Below are 22,830 nucleotides of genomic sequence, written 5' to 3'. Positions count from 1 at the left end.
GTTTACGCCACTGCCGGTAATCAGCCATCTGCTGAGCCTGCTTTGGGCGGTAACCACGATGCCCGGCGTTGCGCCATCAGCTCCTTGCTGATGGCCGATTGCGAAAAAGATATGCTCCTTCGCTTTGATCATCTTGAAATCCTTAAGATGGATGAGTGGCGTGCGACCAGCCACCTTATGTACCCAGCGCTCGGGGTCACAACCGCCAGCTGCCACCCCATAAGTGTCGAGCTCAGCCTGAATTGGGGTTTCGTTGTAAATTCGATCAAGCATGGTAGCCTCGCCTGAGCGCAAGAATTCCACCGCGTTCTTCAAATCGGCAATGAGTTCTTTGACGGACTCTTCGTTAAAGAAATCTACGCCCACCGGACTGGAATAGGCGGTGTATTTGCAGCCAAGTCCCTTGAGTCTCTGGCAGGACTTCTCCGGCTCCTTGCGGATAATGTCACTGGGCTCGTGAGTGGCACAAAGCGTGAGACTATTTTCTTGGCAGAGGCGCACGATCTCACTGTTTTTGATCGGGCCAAAGCCCACTGACCTGAATAGCCTGATAGCCGATCTCAGCCACTTTTTGAGGGTTTGGGGATGTCTTCCGAAGTTTTGCAGAAGTCTCGGAACGTGAAAAGTTGAGCAGCAACTTGATTGATCAAAACCCGACCCAAATTCAGCGCAATCCTAAACAGCACACACGTGTAGGGTTTTGATACGCTCGACTGACATCAAACCTTTCAACAAGGCACTGCCACAAACCTCCGACGCAAATAATGAGAAGAATAGGGTCGTCATTCCCGAGCTTTGCGGAGAGCAACGAGATCGTCCCATTCCATGACACCGACACGGTTGGCCCACTCTTGGTAGAGCGCGGAAAGTTCAGCGACAAGATCTGGCTTTTCGACGGCTAGATTGTGCATCTCAGTGCGGTCGACGACCATATCAAACAGTTCCCAGTCCCCGGGATGACGACAGACGAGTTTCCATTTGCCTCGGCGGAGCGCCTTGTTGCCTTCGTGTTCCCAGCAGAGGATTTCACGGCCATGACAGTCATTTTTAAACGTTGGCGTCATGGTGTAGCCTTCCAGAGGTTTGACCGACTGGCCCATGCGCTCGGTTGGATAGTCTACCTCTGCAATGTCGAGGAAAGTCGCCATGACGTCGGGGAGTTGGGCGCACTGAGTACGGAGCTCGCCACGAGCTTCGATGCCCGTCGGCCAATGGACAATGAATGGTGTGGCGATGCCGCCCTCGTGTACCCAGTGCTTGTATAGACGGAACGGAGTATTGGAAACATTTGCCCACGGCACGCCGTAGCTGCTATATGTATCTTCGGCACCGGGAATGATGTCTGGCATATTGCCAAAGCGCACCGGTCGTCCATCGCGAGTAAGCTCGGTGGCGCTGCGTCCTATTAGCCAATTGCTTGAATCGGCCTGAATTTCTTCAGCGCAGCCGCCGTTGTCGGCTAGGAACACGATGACGGTGTTTTCAAACTGATTGTTGTCCTTCAGGGTTTGGATGATACGGCCGATGCCCTGATCCATGCGGTCAATTTGGGCGGCGTAGACTTCCATACGGCGCGCTTCCCAGTCCTTATGCGGCTGATCTTCCCAAGAACGAACCTCCGGGTCACGGTCGGTCAGGCCCCATCTCTCGTCGATAATGCCCATCTCGACCATGCGGTGCAAGCGCTCATCACGAAGATGGTCCCAACCGGCGTCAAAGCGGCCCCTGTATTTGGCTATATCTTCTTCGCGAGCATGCAGTGGCCAGTGCGGAGCGGTGTAGGCGACGTATTGGAAGAAGGGCTTCTCGCTATGGTTGGCGGCGTGTTCGTTAATCTGCTTGATCGCGTGCTTGCTGATGGCGTCGGTAAAGAAAAAATCGTCCGGTTCGTCGAATGGGTCTACTCGTTCGTTGCCACGCACCAGCGTGGAGGGTTGATAGAAATTTGCGGCACCGCCCACGATGCCAAAATAGTCATCAAACCCACGTTGCAGTGGCCAGTTGTGTCGAGGCGAGTCTTTCTTGATGTGACGGGTGACATGCCATTTACCCGAAATGTAATTGCGGTAACCTGCGGGCTTAAGGGCTTCGGCGATTGTGACGGACTGTGGGTTCAAGTCGCCGAGGTAGCCGTCTACATCGTCATCACCCATCATGTGTCCCACGTCGGCCTGATGCGGATGTAGGCCCGTCAGCAAAGACGCGCGGGAAGGGCAGCAACGTGCGGTGTTGTAAAATTGCGTGTAACGCAAACCGCTGTTGGCCAGAGAATCCAAGTTGGGCGTCTGAACTTCGCCGCCGTAACAGCCTAGATCGGAATAGCCCATATCGTCATTGAGGATCAGGATGAAATTCGGAGAAGTTTTGGCCATGACACAATCCAATCGGTTATTTTGTTTAGTCGATCGACATTAATGCCTTTGATTCAGACACCACAAATGCACTGGGTCAATACACACCTTCATGGTATGATGGTGGTCAGCGGTCAACGTAAGGATGGTTAAATAATACTCAATGATACGTGCTAGCTGGCATTGAAGTTGACCTGGGGAAAACTAATTACAAGTAAATCACCATTCAAATACTCACTCTCGACGAATCCGACTTCCACGGCGCCATCAGTTTTGAAAAGGGCGAGGACTATATCCGTCCCTGGCGTTTGCCGTACGATGAACTCGCGCTCTTTGAGCCATTCGAACACGTACCCGATAAAGCTGCCCGGACGGCTGGCGTGCGGTTGCGCTTTTTCCACGAACAGCCCGGTTATCGAGTTGGAGGTGTGTTGTGTATTGGATGTACTACCCATGATCGACTTGGTTTGCGACAACGAGATTTTGGCGACCAATGGCCCGACGGGTAACGACCAAGTCTTTCGCTTTAGCGGACTGAAAGGAGAGACGCGCACCTACGAAATCTGGTTGCCGGTCTTCGCTTATACCTATGTCAAGTCGATCCGCGTTGTGGATGGAGCTACGCTACAGCCCGTGGCTGATGAGCGTGTGCGCTGGCTGACCTACGGCAGTTCCATCACACAATGCCGCGCCTGCTTAAGTCCAGATCGAGCTTGACCAGCAACGGCGGCGCGGACGATTGATCTGAATCTGACCTGCCTTGGATACGGCGGTAACTGCCAAATCGAGCTGATGGTTGCTCGTATGATTCGCGACCTCAAGGCGGATATCATCACGTTAAAGCTCGGCATCAACGTTTACGGAAGTGGTTCGCTTAATAGTCGCACCTTAATGCATAATGTGATTTGTTTTATTGTATTTGTTCGCGAGACACACCAAAATACGCCCATCGGTATGATCACCCCGATCTACAGTTGCGACCGCGAAACAAACCCCAACCACGTCGGTATGACCTTGGAGAATTACCGTGAGGAACTACGCACAGCGTTTTAGGTATTCAAGTCACTTTTCGATGTATATCTTTTTTCTATTTGAAGGGTGTGATCTCTTCTCGGAAGACGATGCGCACTTGCTGCCGGACAACCTACACCCCAATGGTGAGTGCTATGAGGTAATGGGCCGTCGTGCTGCTGAGAAGATACTGCCTATCTTGCTCAAGTTACTTAGTTGATTTCAGGCCTGCATCAATACCCTATCAATCATTTTCAGTCGATTAATCGTACAAACAAATAGATAGTGCGTTTTTTGATGGTATGCTAAAAATTGCTTATTATCCCAGCAAAGCTCTGTGAAGTAAGGCAGTGTCTATTTTAACCGTAGTTCATCGACGAAGGTTGTGAGGTTATGACTGGACCCCATAAAATCGGTCCATTGTCAGTGAGAAGATTTTCTGTTTCGACTCGCTCCCAATCTTCATGCCAACGGCAGTGCTAGGATTTTTCCGTTTCGATTGGGTGGTTGTTTTATTGGACACAGCTCGCTGGGCGCGAAGCTTGCCGTTAAATGACTCGATGTAACCATTCTCAGTCGGCTTGCCTAGTCGGATAAAGTCGAGCTGCACCTCATTGGCGTAGTCCCATGCGTCGAGAACCTTGCCAGCAAACTCAGGTCCATTGTCTACCGTGATTGCCTGTGGCAGCGCACCGGCAGTGCGGGCAGCCAGGTCCAGTGCATCGGCAACTTTGGATGCCCTGATGGACCGGTCCGCATACTGGCGCTTCCAGCGGTGAAAGCTCTGTTCGCTTACACCAACCTCGCGGTACACATCAGCGATCTTGCGACCACCTTCGACTTGCCGCAAAGCATAGATTATCTGTTCCTCTTGGAATCGTTTACCGTTCTTTTTCATCTGTGCTCATTCCTCGTGGTTTAATCCCGCGCTAACGAGAAAATACGAACACCACCATGGCTCAGTTTATGGGGAGCAGGTCATTACCTCAATTTTCGTCAAGGAACGCTATTACGAAACAGCCGTTACATCTGGGCATTGGGCAGAACTTTGGTAAAGTATCAAGGCCTCTACCGATGCAAACCACTATGGCTGCTCATTGGCATTTCGCCGTTAATGATTATGTTATATACAATCAGCAAAAAACTGGGACAATACGTCAGCATCTACATATTGTTCTACGGTGACCTATCCGCGGAATCATGCTAGTCGGCATCTCCGGCATTTCTCTGTGAATGTGGCTCGGGGAACGGCTGGATAAGAAAACCATCGTTCTCATCATGCCATTGGCGATGATTTTCGGTCATAAGCTAAACTTGGTTTTCCTGCGCACAGAGATGCCCTGGTGTCCGCCATATCTGAGTCTGAAGCTATCGGCGCTGTATGGCTGTTTCTTCCATCCAGAAGGGTGATGTTGCCGATTACGACGAACTGTCGACTCACACGCGGCGCGAAGGCTCACTGAACACATTCTACTCATGCTTTGTTAAAATGGCCATTACGCTTGGCGCGGGCATTCGCTGATTCATACTCCAAATGAGAGGTTTCGATGCTACCCTTGACACGCAAGACATGGATATCATCAAGCGTATGAAATGGCTCGATATTACACTGCCAATTACCTTGCGCAGCTTTACTCTACTTTATCGTTCGCTACCAACTCAACCAGAGCGAGATACTGAGCATTCGACAAAAGCTGAAAACGCACCGCGATAGACTCCAACACGGTGCGTTCATTTTGGGATAGAAATGACTGAATAGAATCTACTTGTCGGCTTTGAGATTTAGCCAATCCAGCTCTCGAGGAGTTAGATTCAATTCCAGGCCAGCCAAAGCGGTTCTTGTCTCAGTAAGGCTCCGAGGGCCAATGATTGGAAAGGTTGGGAATGGCTGCGCCAAGACCCACGCCAAGGCTATATTAATGGGCAACACGTTTTTCTCGGCGGCAAGTTGATAGGTGCGTTTTTTGCGTTCGAAGTTGGCCTCACTGTAATAACCATACTCGAGTAACGGGATGTCATGTCTATCAGGCGCACTTAGATCTGTGAAGAATCCTGCTGCTTGACTAGACCACGGAATCAATGTCATTTCCCGCGCTTTCAGCCACGCTTGATCCTCTGGATTAGAGCATGAAGCCGTCCCTTCCCACACCGGATTAACCATTTCCGCTAAGCTTAATTGATTGGATAAACACGCGGGGGGGCGAAGCCCGTTTTGCTCTGCATAGGCGATGGCTTCATCCATCCGCTCCAGCGTCCAGTTCGACATACCGTAAACACGCACATGGCCACTCGCAACCATCCGATTCATCACATCGACAAATTCGCCAACCGGCACCTCCAAGTTGTCACGATGCATCATGTAGACATCAATGTAGCCCGTGCCCGCAGTATGCAGCATACGGTCCAGCTCTGGCAGCATGACCTGTGGCCAGCAATAGGGTGAGTGCGCCCCCTTATCCAACAGAATGCATTGCTCCCGCACGCCGCGCATCACCATCCATTGACCGGCACAGCTTGGCCGTACCGCCCAACCTCGGTAAATGGCGCCGTCATCAAAGCAATTTCCACCGCGCTCAAAATAGTCGTCATACAGCGGCGCAACTTCCGTGAATGGGCGGGGTCCTGGATGGCCCATCACCAAACGTGAAGCCGGTTTATCCAGCCCCGGAATTGTCTCCGACGGGATCTGTTGACCGCGTGGTGCCAACCCTCCACCGTGAACGCATGGAAAGCTTGGTGTCGGTTTTTCACTGTCGTAGAGGAAGCCCAATTCTGCGCGCCACTGGTCCAGCGTACGCATATTCCCAAGCGTGTCTGCGATCGTCATCGCACAGCCTGGCGCTTCGCCTTTGGCGGCAATCTGTACGAGTGCTTCTACCTCAAAGGCATAAAGATGCCGCGACGAGCTGGCGTCGATGGTTTCCGGATCTTTGCCTTTTCGATGAAGAATGATTTCACCCCCGCAAAACCAGGGGTCTCGAAGAATGATAGTTCCACCTGTTCCGTAAACCGTCACGTCATTTTCTGCGCCAGCACGCACACCGGTAAAGGCCTCGCCAATAATGTCGCCTTCAAATTTCATGATCGCGCTGGCCCACGTGTCAACGCCAGTCGTGGCATCGAGATGCCCCATGCCTTTGAGCTGGATAGGGTCTAGGAAACGCTTGCCGTGCGCAGCGCCCGCCAGCAGGCGGCACATCGAGACCGGATAGCAACCAACGTCAAGGATCCCCCCGCCACCGAGCGAGTTCGCCTGATGGCGGCCCTCAAAATCCTCTCCACTATCGAATGCGAACGAGGCTCGGATACGCTGAACTTGGCCAATTGCTCCGCTAGCGACAAGCTCGTAAACCTTGGCCGTCGAGGGATGACAGCGGTACATGAAAGCCTCCAGAAAGGCCACCCCTGACATCTGAGCCGCATCAACCACCGCCATCGCTTCGCCATAGTTGAGCGTGGCTGGCTTTTCGCAAAGGACATGCTTACCAGCCTTCGCGGCCTTGATTGCCCATTGGGCATGCAACGGGTGCGGGGTCGCAATGTAGACTGCGTCCACTTGTGGGTCGTCCAGCATCGCCTGATAATCACTATAGGCCTGACCGCCGCCGTATTCATCGAGAAATGCTTGGGCGCGGGAAACATCGCGGCTAGCAGCGGCGTAGAGCACGCCATCGGTTTCAGCAAGTCCCTTGGCGAACTTGTGGGCAATGCGGCCGGGGCCGATCACACCCCAGTTGGAAATTTTTGTTGAGGGGGGGGGGGAGGCAAGTGTGTTCATGCCCAACATACTAACCGAAAATAGGATTGAAAACAAGAGGCAGTCTGGTCAATTTCTAGCAAAATCTTGCTACATGCCAAATTTGATTAACAGCCCAAGAATTATTTCTGCCGGTCGTGCTCAGCACGATCGACATTCGCCCAACCGAGTCCGCCGTCCACACGGATTTCCCTCTTGGCTACTGGAGTACACATCAGGCGGTGAGGCAGACCTCTATGTTACCAATGGCATCGTTAAGGCAAGACAGCATAGCCTTTTCCTCTATTTACCGGGCACTCGACAAACCTATGAAAACAATAATGAGGCGGGGATATGGAGCCATAACTGGGTTTCCTTTCAACCTCGTTCTGATTGGCTTAATTGGCTGGACTGGCCCCCAATCGACGCCGGCGTGGTCATGCTCGATCACCTTGCTCTCGACACCTCAAATCATGTAAAATCCTGCTTTGATGACTTGGTAAAGGTCTTCCATGGTCCCCTCCCCCAACGCGAACCACTGGCAATGTCTCTGCTTGAGCAACTGCTTCTCTGGTGCGACTCCGCCAACCCCAATTCCGGCTCGCAACGCTTCGATACGCGCATCCAGCGGTCTATGGCGTTTATTTGTGAACGCTACCGGGAACCATTGACGCTGGAGTCAATCGCCGTCGCCGTTGGCATCTCACCGTCGCGTCTAGCCCACTTATTCCCTCAAGAGGTCGGTATCACGCCAATGCGCTACCTAGAGCAGCACCGTATCGAGATGGCACGGCAACGCCTCGCCGCCACTAGTGATTCTATTTCCGACATTGCTGAGCGCGTGGGCTACGGCAGCGCCAGTTACTTCTCCAAAGTCTTTCGTAACGTGCAAGGCTGCACTCCCCGTGAAAGCCGCAAGCGCGCACTCATGGTCTAGATAACGTTGTGCGGATAAATTGCTTCAGCCTATTATTGGGGGGAGGACACCACGGGGTTTGCCGATGCTATCACCTTCCCATCAAGCGTCATCCAACCACCACCAAGCGCCTTGTAGAGGGCAATGATGCTGCGAGTTGCTTCCGTCGAACTACTCACCATCTTATTCTGCTGTTCGTAGAGCGCACGCTGCATATCGAGGACGTTGTTAAAGTCCGTCAATCCGCTATCATACTGAACCGTCACGAGTTCTACCGCTGTCTCAGTTGCTTTGACGGCCTGTTTCAGGTGGCCAAGGCGAATGCGACTTTCGTTGTATGAAACCAGCGCGTTTTCCACCTCTTCAATGGCCTGCAACACCGACAACCGATACTCCAGCATGGCCTTCTGCTGCTGTTCCGATTTGATATCGATGTTATCTTGCACGCGACCAGCAGTAAACACATTCCAGTGCATTGGCGCGGCAAGCGTCCAAGCTAAACTAGTTGCATCAAACTGTGTGCCGATGGAGCGTGAATCCAAGCCAATGGACCCCTGGATGGCGAATCGCGGATAGAGCTCAGCAGTGGCAGCACCAATCATTGCAGTGGCAGCGGCGATTTCCCGTTCGGCTCGGCGTATGTCTGGGCGTTGCCGCAAGAGATCTGCGGGCAATCCCGCTTCAATTTCCATGTCGGGCAATGGCAATGTGCTCGATGCATTTATTCTGCTGCGTAAGGTCGATGCATCCTGCCCACAAAGAACAGCCAGCCGGTTATATGCTGCATTGAGACGAATGCGAAACTGCGGGATGGCCGCCTCGGTGGTGTAGAGATTGGACTTTGCCTGCACGATATCCAACTCGGATGTAAGGCCGTCATTAAAGCGTTCCTCTGTGAGATCGAGTGAATCCATCTGCACCTTGATGTTGGCCTGGGCGTTGGCAATGTGCTCCTGATACGAGCGAATTTCAATATAGGTCAGCGCAACCTCAGCATAGAGGGTAACCAGGACATCTCGGTAGTCTTCGATGGAAGCCTCATAACGCGCGCCCTCGGCCTCTACCTCACGTGTAATACGCCCGAAGACGTCGATTTCCCACGCTGCATCAAGGCCGAAAACAAACAAGCCCTGACTACTGAAGCCACCCGCCGGAGCGACTTGGCTCAGGATACCGTTGTCGCTGACCTTGGTGCGCGAGACATTTGCCGAAAGTCCCACCTCGGGCAATTCAGCGCCACCTTTCATGGCCAATTTGGCTCTGGCCTCACGTACATTGACGAGGGCCATTTCCAAATTTAAGTTCGACTCTCTGGCTTCCTCGATCAGTTCATTGAGTACTGGGTCATTAAAAATGGTCCACCACGTTTGCAGCGGCGCAGGCGCTTCACCTTCCACCTCATTGGCAATAACGGAGTGCCAGGCGTCAGGCGTGCTGATCGATGGCTTTTCGTAATCGGGGCCAACCGTACAACCAACCAACAAAGCCAAAACGAGTAGTGTCGTGGCGGCCGGTAATCGACGAATCGCTTGAACCCTGAATGACATTAGCTCACTCAAAATGGATTGAACAAGTAGTTCAGGAAGCTCTCAGAGCGGATTTCTAACTGCCGGATCAAAATCAGTACATCCGAGGTATCTTTAGTATAAACCGCGATCAGCGCTGAGGCACCAAAATGCATTGGATACTTTGGATTTTCCTCCGTCAACTTAAGTCGCATAGCGAACTGTAATGACGGGTGATTCATCCACTCGTTGGGCAACTGTCCGCTTGGTATGCCCTGCGCACCAGCTGAGGCCCACGCAATGCTAACTACCTCCGCCTCAAAGACTTGGCCAGGATACATTTCAAAGGCGACCTCTGCCTTGTCCCCTACCTGCACATGCTGCATACCACGCTGATCGAAGTTACCAACGATCCAATGTTCCTCGCTGTTAACGAAAGGCATGATCGGCTGCTTGATCCGGGTAAATGCGCCAGGATAGAGCTGCATATTGGGCACATAGCCATCCGAAGGCGCGCGAATAACCGTATGCTTCAAATTATATTTCGCGGTGGCCAACTGTGCCTCAATCTCGGCAACTTGAGCGTGCTGATCGTCGAGCATGGCATCATAAGTGACTTCAGCGACATGCAACTCAGCCTGATCAACGGCAAGCTGAGCCTCAGCATTTTTGACATTCTGTTCTTCCTGCTGGATACGGATCGTGGAAACTGCGTTTTTCTGCTTGGCCTTCGACAGTTCAGCCAACTTCACCTTGCTCAAGGCCAATTGCGCCTGCGCTTGGCCCACGCGAGCCTGGGCCTCGGCCACTTGCGCCTCGAGTGATGCTACTGTCGTTTTAGCCAGCACGAGCTGCGCCTCATACTCCTTCACCTTGTCCTGCAGTGACTCAGGGTTCATTTTAAAAAGAGGATCACCCTTTTTAACATTCTCATTGGCGTGCACATAGACCTCTTCCACCATGCCACCGTATTCCGGTGCCATCTGAACGACGTAAGACTGCACAAACGCAAACTTACTGTATGGTGTGAATTGCCCCAAAAAGAGGATTTCTGTAAGCGCGGCCATGCAATACAGACCAATGACGATAAACTTCCAGAACAAATTGAAACGGAGCAACTTGTAATCGAAAAATATCAGACGAATAAAGAAATAATAGGCGATTGTGACCAATAGTTCCATGATGTTTTACTTTGGAGCTACTTGGCTGGTTTATTGTCAGATTCGGACTTCTTCCGAGCCGCGGACGATTTTTCTTTGGCCGCGCTCTGATGTGGGTGCTTCCGATGCTTTTCCAAAAACTCAGGCAACGGCTTGGGGGGCGTTTCCACTTCCGGCCCATCTTCACGATAAACTTTACCAATCACAGCGTTGGAATACGCCCAAATTAACGCGAACATCCATAACGGAAAGGCAATCAGACCAAGTAATGATGTGACCTCAATCGCCTTTGCCTGCGGATGATTTCGCTGCTTTGCAATGGTTCCTGGGTAGCAGTGGATTTTAACAATCCCCAGCACAATCGTAAGGACCGCAAAGAAAATCAAGCAAAGCGAGATGATATCGAGTTTAGACATAGCATTAGTAAATGGCAGCGTTAGCAAATGTAGCTTCTCGACAACTGGATAATTTCAGCTGTTTGCCAATACTTTTATACCATCGACGAATCCGCCAGACCAACCAGCAATAATTGTATTGACGGCATATGCCAATATATGAATATGCATATCATGGAAATAATTCAGGTTTATAAGTGTCTTTGCGACGTACAGCGTCTGCGCATCCTTAATTTACTTCAGCATGGCCCGCTTTGCGTCTGCCACTTAGTGGAGATACTAGAGTCCGACCAAGTCAAGATTTCCAAGCAACTGCGCTACATGAAGGAACTCGGCATGGTAGAAGGAGAACGTTTTGCCCAGTGGATGATTTACAGCCTGACCGACGCCAAGCACCCATTACTCCGAGAAAACCTCAAGTGCCTGCAGGATTGCTATGCCGAAGACACATCATTTGCCAAAGACTTGCGCCAACGCGCCGCCCTATCCGAACGCATCAAGGCGGAAACCCCGGGCTGCGCCGAAGCGATCTGCGATCAAGGCTGCCAGTAATTCATCTACTGAAACCGACCTCGCCCCCCCCTTTTTTTTCATTATGGAGAACATCGCCCCTCTCATCAGTACTGGAACCGAAGGCCCCTTGGGGGCTCAAGCACTTTGCCACGCCTGTGGTTAAAAACCCTATTAAGTGCGACTGAACGCCTTCCCGAGGGCTATAAGGATTCTTTGGAACGAGGCATTTTCTACCAGGCTCCCAACACTTGGCTGGAGATCATTTCCGCGAGCTTGCGGGTAAGGATCGGCATTGCCTGATACTCAGACTGAATGAAGCCACCCTCGGTAAAGGCCTGTTGCTGCGCCGTGATGTTCCTCTGTTCAATGTAGACCTCGCCGGTCTTGTTATTGATCAGTGTCACGGTCGCAGTTAGCGTCAGGGTGAATGCCCGCGCCTGCTGAGTGTCCTGCGGTCGAGTGGCGCTCACGCCCCGCTGGTAGTCCGAAAGGACGATGTTAAGCGTGACGTCCGCACCTGGATCAGCCGTTTTAACCTGACCACTGCGGTTCAGGTCTTCAATCAGTTGGTTGGCTAAGATGACTTCGGCCTGTGGCGCGAAGGAGCGGTTGATCACTGGCTTCACGTAAACGGTCTTGAAAGGCACCTCAACGTGATCACCCATCTGGTAGTTCGCACAACCAGCGGCAAGTAATAAGCCCATGAGGGCAGGAAAGAGTAAAATCAGGCGCATGATTGGGCGCGGGTAATTCATTAACCGCCAGAAGGAACGTTTTGGTTTTGTGACTGCTCCTGCTGGAACTGATCAACTTCCTTTTGCTCCTTGGTGTTTGGGCCAGGCGGATTATAAGGAATCATGTTGTCTGGGTTCAGCGGGACGGCGGGGCCAGGAATCAACGCACCAGTGTCCGGATCGACTAAATAATCCTGCATGGGCATGCCCACACCTTCGTATTCCTTGACATCGTCACCAGAGACTTCTTCCAGCGCCTCAGAGCCAGGAGTTTCCAAGAAAGCCTCGGATTGCTCGATTTGGAAAGCCTGATCATCAAGCGCATCGATCTTCGATTGGTCTTCGTAAGCGTTGTAGCTTGGGCGTTGGTAGCGGCCAAAAACCCAGTCTGCCGGATTCATTGGCGGCTCAACGCCGGAATCAATTTTGGCAATCATGGCTTCTGCATCTTTAGCAATGGCTGACTGCGGTGCCACGGTGATCGCTTCGCTGTACATCACGCGGGCGGCTCGTGGATTATTACGAAATTTCCAATAGAACTCACCCACTTCGAACTTACTCTCGGCCAGCGTCTCACGCATGTAGTAGAGACCAGCTTCGGCCTCATAGGAGCCACGTGTGTCCGGGTAAAGGATCAGGTAGTCCTGATAAAAGCTGACTGCTTCGCGGGTGGCACCTTGGTCCCAAGAAGCGCCTTGCACCAGTGAAGCATAAACGTCGGCAAGCTGGAGATAGGCATCTGGTGCCAAAAGGCTCTGCGGGTAATTATTAATCAAGCGGTCCAAGGCGTCGATGGCCTCCTCGGGCTTGTCATCGTCACGCGCCATCAAGGCGATATTCATGAGGGCCAAGGGGGCGTACTCGCTAAAGGGCGCATTCTCCACAATGGTTTCGTATAGCTCGATGCCCACAGCAGGATCAGTGAACCAAGGCATGAAGCCCCAGAGATAAGGCAAGTCGCCATCCTGAATGCGCTCGGCAAGGTTATACATGCCTTCGATCACGGCGTTGAAATTATCGTAGTTAGGATAGAGCCTAAGAATCTCGTCGAACTCATCCCGAGCCTTGTTGAACTGGCTTCTCTTGGTGTAAATGACTCCGCGCTGATAATGAGCTTCAGGCGCATAAACGGAGTTCGGATAGTCGTCAATAACGTCATCGTAGGTGCCCAACGCATCGCCAAGACTACCATCTTCCTGTTCGCGCCGCGCCTCGTTCATCAAGTGCAAGGCTGAACCTTCGCTGCCCCCGCTGGTGAGTTCATCGCCCAGAATAGCCTGCGTCACGCCGCCTTCGGCATGCCAACCTTCTTCGGATGTCCAAACCAGTTTTGCCTGCGCGCTTGCGCAGATCAATATCGACAGCGCTAATGCGCCACTCGCGAACTTGTAGTGTTTCATAGCTGCCACGATTTCAATGTAAAGAGGCCTCGGCGGGCTCTAGCAAGCCGATTCCGTTGCAGATCCTTCGATCAATGATTCAATTGAGTCTGTAATGCGTTATTTCGGCCAGCGAATGACCGCCCCGCCCCAGGTGAGTCCCGCCCCAAAGGCGGTTAATAAAATGGTGTCGCCCGGGCCAAAGCGGCCGCGCTGACGCGCCTCCCACATGGCAATCGGCACCGACGCAGCGGACGTGTTGCCGTAGCGGTCGATATTGACGTAAAAGCGGTCCATCGACACGCCCAAGCGCTTAGAGATGGATTCAATGATGCGAATATTGGCCTGATGCGGGATGAAGCACTTGATGTCCTCCGGCTTCAGGCCATTCTTCTCAATAACTTCCAAGGTGATATCGCCCATTTCGCGCACGGCGTGTTTGAAGATTTCCTTGCCGTTCATCTTCAGGAAGTGCTGGCGCGTGTTTACCGTGTCAACGGAAGCTGGCAGTTGCGAACCACCCGCAGGCATATTCAACAAATCCATCTTAGAACCGTCGGCGCGAATGATGACCTTCCCCACGCCGCAGTCAGGCAAATCCGAACGGGTAAGCAATGCGGCCCCTGCACCGTCGCCAAAAAGCACGCAAGTCGAGCGGTCCTGCCAATCTAGGATACTCGACATCTTTTCCGCACCAATGATCAGCGCGTGGCGGTAATTCCCCGAACGCATCATCTGAAGGCCGACTTCGAGAATATATAGAAAACCCGAGCAAGCCGCCACCACATCAAATGCGGCAATTGGTTTCAGCCCCAGTTCAGCCTGAATCAAGCATGCGGTGGACGGGAAAGGCATGTCAGGGCTCATCGTACCAACGATGATCAGGTCGACTTCGTCTCGGCTAACGCCGGCGTCAGCCAAAGCTTTTCTGGCAGCACAAGCGCCCAAGCTGGAGGCTGTTTCGCCTTCGCCCGCCACGCGCCGCTCGGCAATGCCGGAGCGAGAGCGAATCCACTCGTCCGATGTGTCCACCAACTCAGCGATCTCGTCGTTGGTTACGATTTTATCAGGGATGCAGGCGCCCAGGCCGGAAATGAGAACCGATGTGGCAGACATGATTATTGCGACGAAATTTCAATCCAATCCAGAAACGCCGTGGAGGATTCGTGGGTGTTATCGCCATCTGCCATGATACTGATCACAGCGTCTTTAGGCGGTTCTTCGCCAAAAGCGGCACGAAAATCGTTCATTATGTTAACTTTCTCCTCGTGCCATTGCTTGAGGCCATCAACACCCGAACGCTGGACGATGATACGGGCGCGCTCAGAGTAGGGACAGGGCAAATAGCGCTCGGGCAGGTCCACCCGGTTCGCGTAAACATAGTGCAGCACGCGGTAGGGCGGGTAATCGCCCCAAACCAGCTTTTGCATCTTAAACCAGCGGCGTTCGTTGTCCGACACCTTCTTCGGGTCAAATTTAAAACAAACGCTCACACGCATGGGGAAATCGTCGCCAGATTTGCTCTGGGCGTCGCCCTTGACGAAAGTGTTCTCCACATTCCAGCGCCAAGTGAGCCACGGAGTGGCGGCGGGTTGAAAACGCTTGGCCAAGATGATAGCGGACACAGAGTCATTGGCCTCCGCACGCAAATAGCCCTCGGGCGTAATGCTGTATTCACTATTACTCTGCAATGGGAAGTCCAGCGGCTCCCAGTTCTCCAGCTCATTGAATTGCTCGACGATAAAAGGCGCGGAAGTCGGAATCACCGGCGGATCTCCATATACGGAGGATAAAAGGAAACCGGCCCCGAGGACCAGCGTCGCCATGCGGGGCAGCCAATAATTCGTTATCATTCTGGATTGTGCGTCTATTTCGGAGCTCGCCAGTGCCGGGGTTGGGCAGGCGTAATTTGCCAAGGTTAGTTCTCCGCCGAAACGGAAGCCATCGCGGGAGCTTTCATGATACCATTGCCTTTTTCAATGTCTTTTTGCACCTGCTCGTCCATGTCGTGGCGAAGCGTCTCCAGCCCAATACGGATTGCACTGCGGATGAAGTAGCGGTCGCTTGAGCCGTGAGTCTTCAGCACCAAGTGATTGAGTCCCAGTAGAGGCGCGCCAGAGTAATTATCGGGCGAGAATGTCTTCTTCATGGCCTTGAAAGCACCCTGAGCTAGGAAAGTGCCTAACTTGCGCATCGGCGTCGCCATTAGCTCGTCCTTGAGCGTTTCCTTGAGCGAGCCGTAGCAGGACTCCAGCGTCTTGAGGAGGATGTTTCCCGTAAACCCATCGCATACAACAACATCCGCAACATTCTTAAATGTATCAAAACCTTCGATCGGGCCAAGGTAATTGATGATGCCTGCTTCGCCGAGAGCCTTCAGAAAATCGTGGGTTTCAGTGATCCGCTTCGTGCCCTTGCCTTCCTCGGTCCCAATGGTCAACAGGCCTACCCGTGGGCGCTCCTTGCCGATGGCCGCAGCATAATAGGCGGAGCCGAGGATTGCGTTGTGCGCCAGTTGCTTAGGTGATGTCTCTGGCTGGGCACCAGCATCGATCAACAGAAAATGGTGGTCACGACTCGGAATAATAGTCGCCAAGGCCGGGCGCTCGACTCCGGGCAGCTTGCGCAACATAAGAGTCGCAGAAAACATCAGGCTCCCAGTGTTACCACAACTGACGACCGCGCCAGCCTCGCCATCAGCCACCAGCTTGAGCGCGGTGATCATCGACGAGTCCTTCTTTTTATAACTCTCCTTGGGCTTCTCCTTCATCCCGATGACCTCGGGGGCATGGCAAATGCGCACACGAGAATCCGTATCCAGCCCACAACCCTTGAGTAGCGGCCCGAGCTGGCCTTCATCGCCAACAAGAATCAGTTCATTGAGACCTTTGACCTCCTTGAGTGCGAGATGCGCCGCCGCGACAACCTCCGCCGGGCCTAGGTCTCCACCCATGGCGTCAACGGCAATCGGATAGTCGCTGGCGGAACGGCTGCTCATCGGCGCAAGAGGCTTAGTCCCTCCTGCTCTGGGGTCAAGCAGCGATTCAAATCATCTTCATCTTTGCTAATAGCACAGCGGGGTTCTGTTAAAGAGGCGCTGGTCCCGCAGCTATGTCATGAAAAAACTTATGGATTCCACTAAGGCAGCGCCCGATATCTCTATCGGGCAGTTTCAACTGACTGAAAACAGTGAGGCCGATGTTTGCTCGTTAAGGATAACGGGCACGCCCCTAGATGAACAGTTAGACAAAGGACTATGGCCCCAAGGCCACAGGGCTTGAAAAATTCCGTTGCGTTTTCATAGCGGCGCGCCTTTTTCAAGAGGCTTTCCCTATGAGCGAAACCTTGAAATTTGCAGTATTGCCCGGAGATGGAATCGGGCCTGAAGTTATGGAAGTTGCGTTGGAGGTGCTCTCCGCCGCGACCAAACCAGAGGCGCTGGACCTCGATTTCGCCACCGCCGACGTCGGCGGTATCGCGATCGACAACCACGGCGAAGCACTCCCTGAGTCCACGCTATCGGTCTGCCGTGGCGTGGACGCGATCCTGTTCGGCTCGGTCGGCGGGCCCAAGTGGGAAAACCTGCCGCCCAAGGAGCAGCCTGAGCGCGCGGCTCTTCTACCCCTACGTAAGGAATTCAGCCTCTTCGCCAACATTCGCCCTGGCCTACTCTTCCCAGAGCTAGTGGATGCCTCCCCGCTCAAGACCAACCGCATTCCCGACGGCATCGACATCGTTTGCATCCGCGAATTGACTGGTGGCATTTACTTCGGCCAGCCCAAATCAACCCGCACCCTCGACGACGGCCAAAAGGAAGCGATCGACACCATGGTTTATAAGACCAGTGAAATCGAACGCATTGCTGAAGTCGCCGCCATCGCCGCCTACGGGCGCGGCAAGCGTGTGTGCTCCGTCGACAAAGCAAACGTGCTCGAAACCTCCGTTCTCTGGCGGCAGACCGTCACGGACTATTTTAAAAAGAACCACCCCGAGATCGAACTGAGCCACATGTATGTGGACAACGCTGCCATGCAGTTGGCGCGTGATCCTAACCAGTTCGACGTGCTCTTTACGGAGAATATGTTCGGCGACATTCTCTCCGACGAAATGGGCGTGATCTGCGGCTCGCTCGGTATGATGAGCAGCGCCAGCCTCGGCACCGGACAAAACCGCTTCGGCAAGCCCTTCGGCCTCTATGAGCCTGCTGGCGGCACCGCACCAGACATCGCGGGCAAAGGCATCGCCAACCCATGCGCACAAATCCTCTCTGCCGCCATGATGCTCCGTTACAGCTTTGGCTACGACGCCATCGCAGACCGCATCGGCAACGCCGTCAAGAAGACTGTCCAAGACGGCATTCGTACGGGAGATATTGCTTTTGGTAAATCCAGCATTGGCACCCGCGAAATGGCCAAGGCGATTATTGAAAGATTAAAGTAAAAAGATTAAAAGTTAAAGTAACCGAACGAATTTGAAGGGGGGCCAGTAATGGCCCCCCCTTTTTTTGTCTTCAGTATATGCTGTCCCTGAACCCAATAGCTTAAAGATGGCTTTAAGCTATCTCATTTCACATTCCTGATTTGTTGAGTAATCAGTTTACCTAAGAACCAAAACACTAGATTCATACCATTTAAGTAAAATTCATTCGCCAACGGGATTACGTGATGTTAGATTATTGGCAATGATTTCACCGCCAGATGGCGAACAACGCCGATGTCCAGCATCTACGGGCATTTCGCTTATAGTTGCGCTAACAGCACTAGTGGTCTTGCTTGGTTGGTTGCTGGAAATCAGCGCTATTGTGCAGATTGCTCCCGGCCTCGCGCCGATGCAGGCGTCTACCGCATTAGGATTTCTGTTTTTTGCCTGCGGCCTACTTTACCTATCAGACCCGCGCTGGAACCGTTGGCAGCTAGAGCGCTGGCTTGCTGGTATGTTGCTCCTATGGGGCTTACTTAACCTTTTACAGCATATCTTGGGTTGGGATCTTGGTATCGATCATTTGCTTGGAGTCCCCTTCATTGCGGATAATTCCCCCAAACCAGGACGCATGTCTCTGCTAACCAGCATTTCTTTTCTGCTGGGAGGCATCGCGATGGTACTCGCAGTGCTACCGATAAAAGAGCCAAAAATCGAAGTGTGCATTATACTGGTTGCCTGCCTGCTGGGCGGGTTTTCGGGTGCCGCTTTGTTCTGTTATGTAGTCGATATTCCAAACATCATTTGGGTGGGGGCACGTTTTTCGGAAATGGCAGTCCATACGGCGGCCGGATTTTTCCTCTTGTCGGTAGGGTTGATCATGCAACGTTTTCGCTGCGGGCGTGCTTCTTACGATGCCGCATTTCGCTTGATGTGGGTGCCAACGCTGGTCGGAACCTTATTCGCTGTTGGCTCAATCTACCTCGGTTTTGCAACACAATCAGAACAGCGGCGCCAGGAACTCGCCAATGTGCGAGCGGCATTTCTCTCCGATCTACTGGATTCGCATAATGTCCAATTAAAACTGGCGCTCTCCCGAATGGCAGGTCGAGTGGTAAAGAAAGAAAAGGCCCAACTTAGACTATGGGAGACCGACGCTGCCCATTATCTCACTGACTTTCATTCGCTGGAATACATGCGCGTTCGCAAACCAGAGATCGGCGTTGACTGGCGTTACCCAGCCACCGAATCCAAACGTTTCGACCAATGGCTGGACGAGGAGATGCGGCCGCTCCGCGATACTGCTGAAATCGAGATTTCGCGAGCACCGGAGCCCGTCGGCCAAGAAAACCTTTGCTATTGGGTATTTGAGCCCGACACCAACCACACGGACGCCGGACACGTGCTTTTAATCGCCGTAGTGGACCAGCAGCTTTTCATCGCGGACGCCCTTAAGTCGATGGAGAATGAACTCCCTGATATCGGGAGCTTTCGGATTACCCCCCTCGTGCTTCCCGAGGCCTCATCCAGCGAGCTACCCATAGGCGTTCACACCGTTGCATTAAGTCCTAACGTGGCGCTTCAAGTAACCGTAGATGCACAATCGATTGCCATCGACCGTCGTCTGGAAGCACTTTTTTTAGTCGGCGGCAGCGTGCTCGCCATCATCTTGGCAGCCTTAGTTTATTTATTTCACCTGAGCAAAAAACGCTTTCAAGAACTGGAGCAAGTCCAGCAGGCCCTTAATCGTCAAAAATCACGACTGGAAGCCTACGTTAGCCATGCGCCAGCAGCCGTAGCTATGTTTGATCGCAGGATGCGCTACATTGCCGCCAGCAACCGCTGGATGACCGACTACAGTCTCGAGGGCCAGACCCTGATTGGCCGATCACATTACGAAGTTTTCCCCAATATAACCGACGAATGGAAAGACATCCACCAACGCTGTTTGGCCGGAGAAAACGCCTACAGTGAACGCGACTGCTGGCAAGCACCAGACTCAGATCACAAACATTATATCCGGTGGGAAATTCGCCCATGGACAGATGTGGATGATTCTGTCGGCGGCATCATCATGTTTACGGCCGATATCACCGAAGACGTGCTCCGCGAACAGGAGCTGATCGCCATGCGCGTAAAAGCCGAGACCGCAAATCGAACCAAGACCAACTTCCTCGCGAACATGAGTCACGAAATCCGTACACCGATGAATGCAATTCTCGGTTTTGCAGAACTGCTGAGCAATGAGATCGAGGACGCACGGCAAGCTCAGTTCCTCCGCTCCATTCGATCCAGCGGAAAGACCCTGATGAGCCTGATCAATGACCTCCTCGACCTCGCCAAGATTGAAGCCGGGAAAATCGAATTAGCCCCCAAACCAGTTAACCTGCGCAAGGAGTTCGCTGAGCTAAAGGACGTCTTCCGCCTCCAAGCCGACGCCAAGGGCATAAAGCTCAACTCTCAAGTCGCGGATCTGTTGCCGGAAAATTTGCTCATCGACGATTTCCGTCTCCGCCAAGTACTGCTGAATTTATTGTCCAACGCGACCAAGTTTACTGATAACGGTTCTATATCATTGAGTGTCGACGGGCAGGAAAAAAACGGCCTCTTTGACTTATCTTTCTCCGTCCGTGACACCGGGCGTGGCATTCCAGAATCGTTCCGATCGCGCGCATTTGGCAACTTTGAGCAAGCTGGAAACTCCGCCCAAGGAGGCACCGGACTGGGTCTAGCCATTTCCGCCAAACTCGTCAACCTGATGGGCGGAGTTATCGACTATGAAAGCGTCGAGGGCAAAGGAACAACATTCCGCTTCAATCTGCCGAATGTGCCTCAAGCCATATTGGACCCCACGGCAATTGCCAACAAATCGAACCGACGGATCATCTTCCATGAAGCAAGCATCCTCGTCGTCGATGATGTGTCGACCAACCGAGACCTAATACGAGCAGTATTCGCGGACTACACACAAGTGACTTTGCTGGAAGCCAAGAACGGCAAAGAAGGTCTGGCTATGGCCATCGAACATCACCCCGACCTCATATTACTCGACATCGCTATGCCAGACATGGACGGTTGGGAAGTCTGCCAGAAAATACGTGAGAACCCCAACATTTCCCAGACGCCAATCATTGCTGTAACCGCGAGCCTACAACGCTCAGAAAGTGCATTAATGGACGAAGGCTTTGACGAGTGCCTCATCAAGCCCGTCGCACCGCATAAACTGCTGGACGCCTGCCACCGGTGGCTAAAGGGCGATACTGAGTGGCGAACGCCAATACCGTTTGCATGCAATACCACGCCTGACACGAATAGTTCAAGTTCACTCCCGGCGGATGTGATCGAAATCCTACTGACTGAGTTGCAACGCCACCATAGCGGTATTATTATGAATGACATTGATGCGTTGGCCGAACACATCTCAAACATCTCAAAACAACATCAAGCCAGTTGGCTTAAGGCTACTGGTGACGAGTTGAAGCAAGCCGCGCAGACCTTTGATGTCGTGGCAATCAAGCAGTTACTGTCAATCCTGAGGGAGCAATTAAACCTGCTCAAAGAAAATGCTCATGGAACTCATCGATAAATCTAAATCCGAATCTCAACCCTTAGTCCTAGCGGTTGACGACCAACCCGAAAATCTGCGACTGCTAGGCAATACCCTGTCCGGTGAAAGCTTATCGATGGCCTTTTCCATCAGTGGTGAGGAGGCCTTGGAATGGCTGAATGCACACACACCTGATCTGATTCTATTGGACATTATGATGCCCGGCATGGATGGCCTCGCCTGCTGCCGTCAGCTCAAAACCCGAAAACAATTGGCTGACGTACCCGTAATTTTTCTAACCGCTCGGGTGGAATCGGATGACATCGAAGCTGGATTTCAGGCTGGTGCCGTCGATTATGTGACCAAGCCTTTCAGACCAACGGAACTAATTGCCCGAGTACACACACACCTCAAGTTACAAGCACAGCGCAAGGATCTAGAGCACCACCTTATGCAGAAAAGCGAACTCGTTGGCATCATCGCACACGATATCCGAGGGCCCATTGCCTCCATCCGTGCCCTTATTGACGTCTTGTTAGAAGACTACCCAGAGCAGCATTCGGGAGATTTTCCCGAATCCAACTTCAAGCTACTACGCGCTATGGCGGCAAGCGCAGACAAGACGCTCTATACGCTTAGTGAACTCCTAAACGCAAAGATCAGCCACACTGGCCATTTTGAGCCCGAGTTTTCTGAATTCCCCCTATCAGCAGTTTTCGAGACTGTCGGCATTCGCAATACCGGTCAATCTCTCAAAAAACATATCACTCTGAACTTCGATCCCGGGAACTCTCCGATTGTCCATGCAGATCGATCCTTGTTGACCGAGGTAGTGGACAACCTCGTCAGTAACGCAGTAAAATATTCACCCAAAGACAAAACAGTCACGATCCAAGCCCTTAGTGACAGCACTGGACGACCACAATTACTGGTAAGTGACGAGGGACCCGGTTTTAAGCCCGAAGACTACGCCCGACTTTATCGTCGCTTTGAACGACTATCTGCACACCCCACTGCGGGCGAAGCGTCATTCGGCCTAGGCTTGGCATTGGTGAAAGAATTAATGGTCGCTCAGGGTGGCGACGTAGAGTTGATTAGCCCTCCCAATGAAAGCGCGGTTTTTCGAGTGACATTTTCCAACTAATTTGACGCCAGCGATGCTCG

General features: G+C 52.6%; 20 protein-coding genes and 3 pseudogenes. 10 read left to right on the top strand and 13 right to left on the bottom strand.

All coding sequences use genetic code 11. The annotated features are described in order from the left end of the window. Window positions 1–98: pseudogene (locus IE065_RS18385) on the bottom strand (IS30 family transposase); the annotation flags it as partial. A gap of 684 nt (window positions 99–782) precedes the next feature. After that, complete coding sequence (locus IE065_RS11140) at window positions 783–2,372, bottom strand: arylsulfatase (RefSeq protein ID WP_189515020.1); 1,590 nt, start codon at window positions 2,370–2,372, stop codon at window positions 783–785. 287 nt (window positions 2,373–2,659) lie between these two features. Between IE065_RS11140 and IE065_RS18380 the strand changes: the two genes are divergently transcribed. The 4 genes from IE065_RS18380 (at window position 2,660) to IE065_RS11120 (ending at window position 3,582) form a co-directional block, all read left to right on the top strand. Beyond that, the gene (locus IE065_RS18380) at window positions 2,660–2,860 is read left to right on the top strand and encodes a hypothetical protein (RefSeq protein ID WP_378079945.1); all 201 of its coding nucleotides are present in this window, start codon (window positions 2,660–2,662) and stop codon (window positions 2,858–2,860) included. Continuing rightward, on the top strand, window positions 2,805–3,068 hold the full coding sequence (locus tag IE065_RS11130; RefSeq protein ID WP_189515016.1) for a hypothetical protein: 264 nt from the start codon (window positions 2,805–2,807) through the stop codon (window positions 3,066–3,068). Before IE065_RS18380 ends, IE065_RS11130 begins: the two co-directional genes overlap by 56 nt. An 87-nt stretch (window positions 3,069–3,155) precedes the next feature. Further along, complete coding sequence (locus tag IE065_RS11125; protein ID WP_338076156.1) at window positions 3,156–3,404, top strand: SGNH/GDSL hydrolase family protein; 249 nt, start codon at window positions 3,156–3,158, stop codon at window positions 3,402–3,404. Window positions 3,405–3,423: 19 nt separating this feature from the next. Next, window positions 3,424–3,582 (top strand): hypothetical protein, encoded by a 159-nt coding sequence (locus IE065_RS11120; protein ID WP_189515014.1) that lies wholly within the window; start codon window positions 3,424–3,426, stop codon window positions 3,580–3,582. A 315-nt stretch (window positions 3,583–3,897) separates the two neighbouring features. Here IE065_RS11120 and IE065_RS18030 read toward each other — a convergent pair. Beyond that, window positions 3,898–4,041, bottom strand: a pseudogene (locus IE065_RS18030) (integrase core domain-containing protein); the annotation flags it as partial. 63 nt (window positions 4,042–4,104) lie between these two features. Next, a pseudogene (locus IE065_RS18025) lies at window positions 4,105–4,260 on the bottom strand (transposase); the annotation flags it as partial. Between the two features lie 483 nt (window positions 4,261–4,743). Between IE065_RS18025 and IE065_RS11110 the strand changes: the two are divergent. Beyond that, on the top strand, window positions 4,744–4,884 hold the full coding sequence (locus IE065_RS11110) for a hypothetical protein (protein ID WP_189515010.1): 141 nt from the start codon (window positions 4,744–4,746) through the stop codon (window positions 4,882–4,884). 240 nt (window positions 4,885–5,124) lie between these two features. On the opposite strand, the gene IE065_RS11105 is transcribed toward IE065_RS11110, so the two are convergent. Further along, the gene (locus IE065_RS11105) at window positions 5,125–7,140 is read right to left on the bottom strand and encodes an aldo/keto reductase (RefSeq protein WP_189515008.1); all 2,016 of its coding nucleotides are present in this window, start codon (window positions 7,138–7,140) and stop codon (window positions 5,125–5,127) included. A 73-nt stretch (window positions 7,141–7,213) separates the two neighbouring features. Between IE065_RS11105 and IE065_RS11100 the strand changes: the two genes are divergently transcribed. Next, window positions 7,214–8,035 (top strand): helix-turn-helix domain-containing protein, encoded by an 822-nt coding sequence (locus IE065_RS11100; RefSeq protein ID WP_189515006.1) that lies wholly within the window; start codon window positions 7,214–7,216, stop codon window positions 8,033–8,035. 32 nt (window positions 8,036–8,067) lie between these two features. Here the strand turns inward: IE065_RS11100 and IE065_RS11095 are convergent, their stop codons facing one another. Genes IE065_RS11095 through IE065_RS11085 form a run of 3 tightly spaced genes read right to left on the bottom strand, consistent with a single transcriptional unit; the run spans window position 8,068 to window position 11,095 of the window. Continuing rightward, window positions 8,068–9,561: an efflux transporter outer membrane subunit gene (locus IE065_RS11095; RefSeq protein ID WP_189515005.1), complete on the bottom strand. Its 1,494-nt coding sequence runs from the start codon at window positions 9,559–9,561 to the stop codon at window positions 8,068–8,070. An 8-nt stretch (window positions 9,562–9,569) separates the two neighbouring features. Then, window positions 9,570–10,700, bottom strand: coding sequence for an HlyD family secretion protein (locus IE065_RS11090; RefSeq protein WP_189515003.1), 1,131 nt, complete (start codon window positions 10,698–10,700; stop codon window positions 9,570–9,572). Between the two features lie 17 nt (window positions 10,701–10,717). Beyond that, window positions 10,718–11,095, bottom strand: coding sequence for a DUF3302 domain-containing protein (locus IE065_RS11085; RefSeq protein WP_189515001.1), 378 nt, complete (start codon window positions 11,093–11,095; stop codon window positions 10,718–10,720). A 153-nt stretch (window positions 11,096–11,248) separates the two neighbouring features. Here IE065_RS11085 and IE065_RS11080 point away from each other — a divergent pair, with 153 nt between their 5' ends. Then, the gene (locus IE065_RS11080) at window positions 11,249–11,626 is read left to right on the top strand and encodes an ArsR/SmtB family transcription factor (RefSeq protein ID WP_189514999.1); all 378 of its coding nucleotides are present in this window, start codon (window positions 11,249–11,251) and stop codon (window positions 11,624–11,626) included. A 191-nt stretch (window positions 11,627–11,817) separates the two neighbouring features. Here IE065_RS11080 and lptE read toward each other — a convergent pair whose 3' ends face one another. From lptE to plsX, 5 genes are all read right to left on the bottom strand, one after another. Then, the gene (gene lptE, locus IE065_RS11075) at window positions 11,818–12,342 is read right to left on the bottom strand and encodes an LPS assembly lipoprotein LptE (protein ID WP_189514997.1); all 525 of its coding nucleotides are present in this window, start codon (window positions 12,340–12,342) and stop codon (window positions 11,818–11,820) included. Next, entirely contained in the window at window positions 12,342–13,721 is a 1,380-nt protein-coding gene (locus tag IE065_RS11070; protein ID WP_189514995.1) for a tetratricopeptide repeat protein, read from the bottom strand. Before IE065_RS11070 ends, lptE begins: the two co-directional genes overlap by 1 nt. Before the next feature lie 99 nt (window positions 13,722–13,820). Continuing rightward, window positions 13,821–14,816 carry a beta-ketoacyl-ACP synthase III gene (locus tag IE065_RS11065; protein WP_189514993.1) on the bottom strand — a complete coding sequence of 332 codons (996 nt, stop codon included), beginning with the start codon at window positions 14,814–14,816 and terminating at the stop codon, window positions 13,821–13,823. A 2-nt stretch (window positions 14,817–14,818) separates the two neighbouring features. After that, window positions 14,819–15,526, bottom strand: a complete 708-nt coding sequence (locus IE065_RS11060) for a DUF3047 domain-containing protein (protein WP_189514991.1) — start codon at window positions 15,524–15,526, stop codon at window positions 14,819–14,821. Between the two features lie 92 nt (window positions 15,527–15,618). Next, on the bottom strand, window positions 15,619–16,698 hold the full coding sequence (gene plsX, locus IE065_RS11055) for a phosphate acyltransferase PlsX (protein ID WP_189514989.1): 1,080 nt from the start codon (window positions 16,696–16,698) through the stop codon (window positions 15,619–15,621). Window positions 16,699–17,033: 335 nt separating this feature from the next. On the opposite strand from plsX, the gene leuB reads away from it, so the two are divergent. The 3 genes from leuB (at window position 17,034) to IE065_RS11040 (ending at window position 22,810) form a co-directional block, all read left to right on the top strand. Next, a complete protein-coding gene (gene leuB, locus IE065_RS11050) occupies window positions 17,034–18,140 on the top strand; it encodes a 3-isopropylmalate dehydrogenase (protein ID WP_189514987.1) in 1,107 nt (368 codons plus the stop codon). A gap of 241 nt (window positions 18,141–18,381) precedes the next feature. Beyond that, complete coding sequence (locus tag IE065_RS11045) at window positions 18,382–21,705, top strand: hybrid sensor histidine kinase/response regulator (protein WP_189514985.1); 3,324 nt, start codon at window positions 18,382–18,384, stop codon at window positions 21,703–21,705. Then, window positions 21,689–22,810 carry an ATP-binding response regulator gene (locus IE065_RS11040; protein ID WP_189514984.1) on the top strand — a complete coding sequence of 374 codons (1,122 nt, stop codon included), beginning with the start codon at window positions 21,689–21,691 and terminating at the stop codon, window positions 22,808–22,810. Before IE065_RS11045 ends, IE065_RS11040 begins: the two co-directional genes overlap by 17 nt. Window positions 22,811–22,830 lie beyond the last annotated feature (20 nt).

The organism is Cerasicoccus arenae (genome assembly GCF_014651635.1).
GTDB classification, from domain to species: domain Bacteria; phylum Verrucomicrobiota; class Verrucomicrobiia; order Opitutales; family Cerasicoccaceae; genus Cerasicoccus; species Cerasicoccus arenae.
This window is presented reverse-complemented; position numbering and strand designations above follow the sequence as displayed.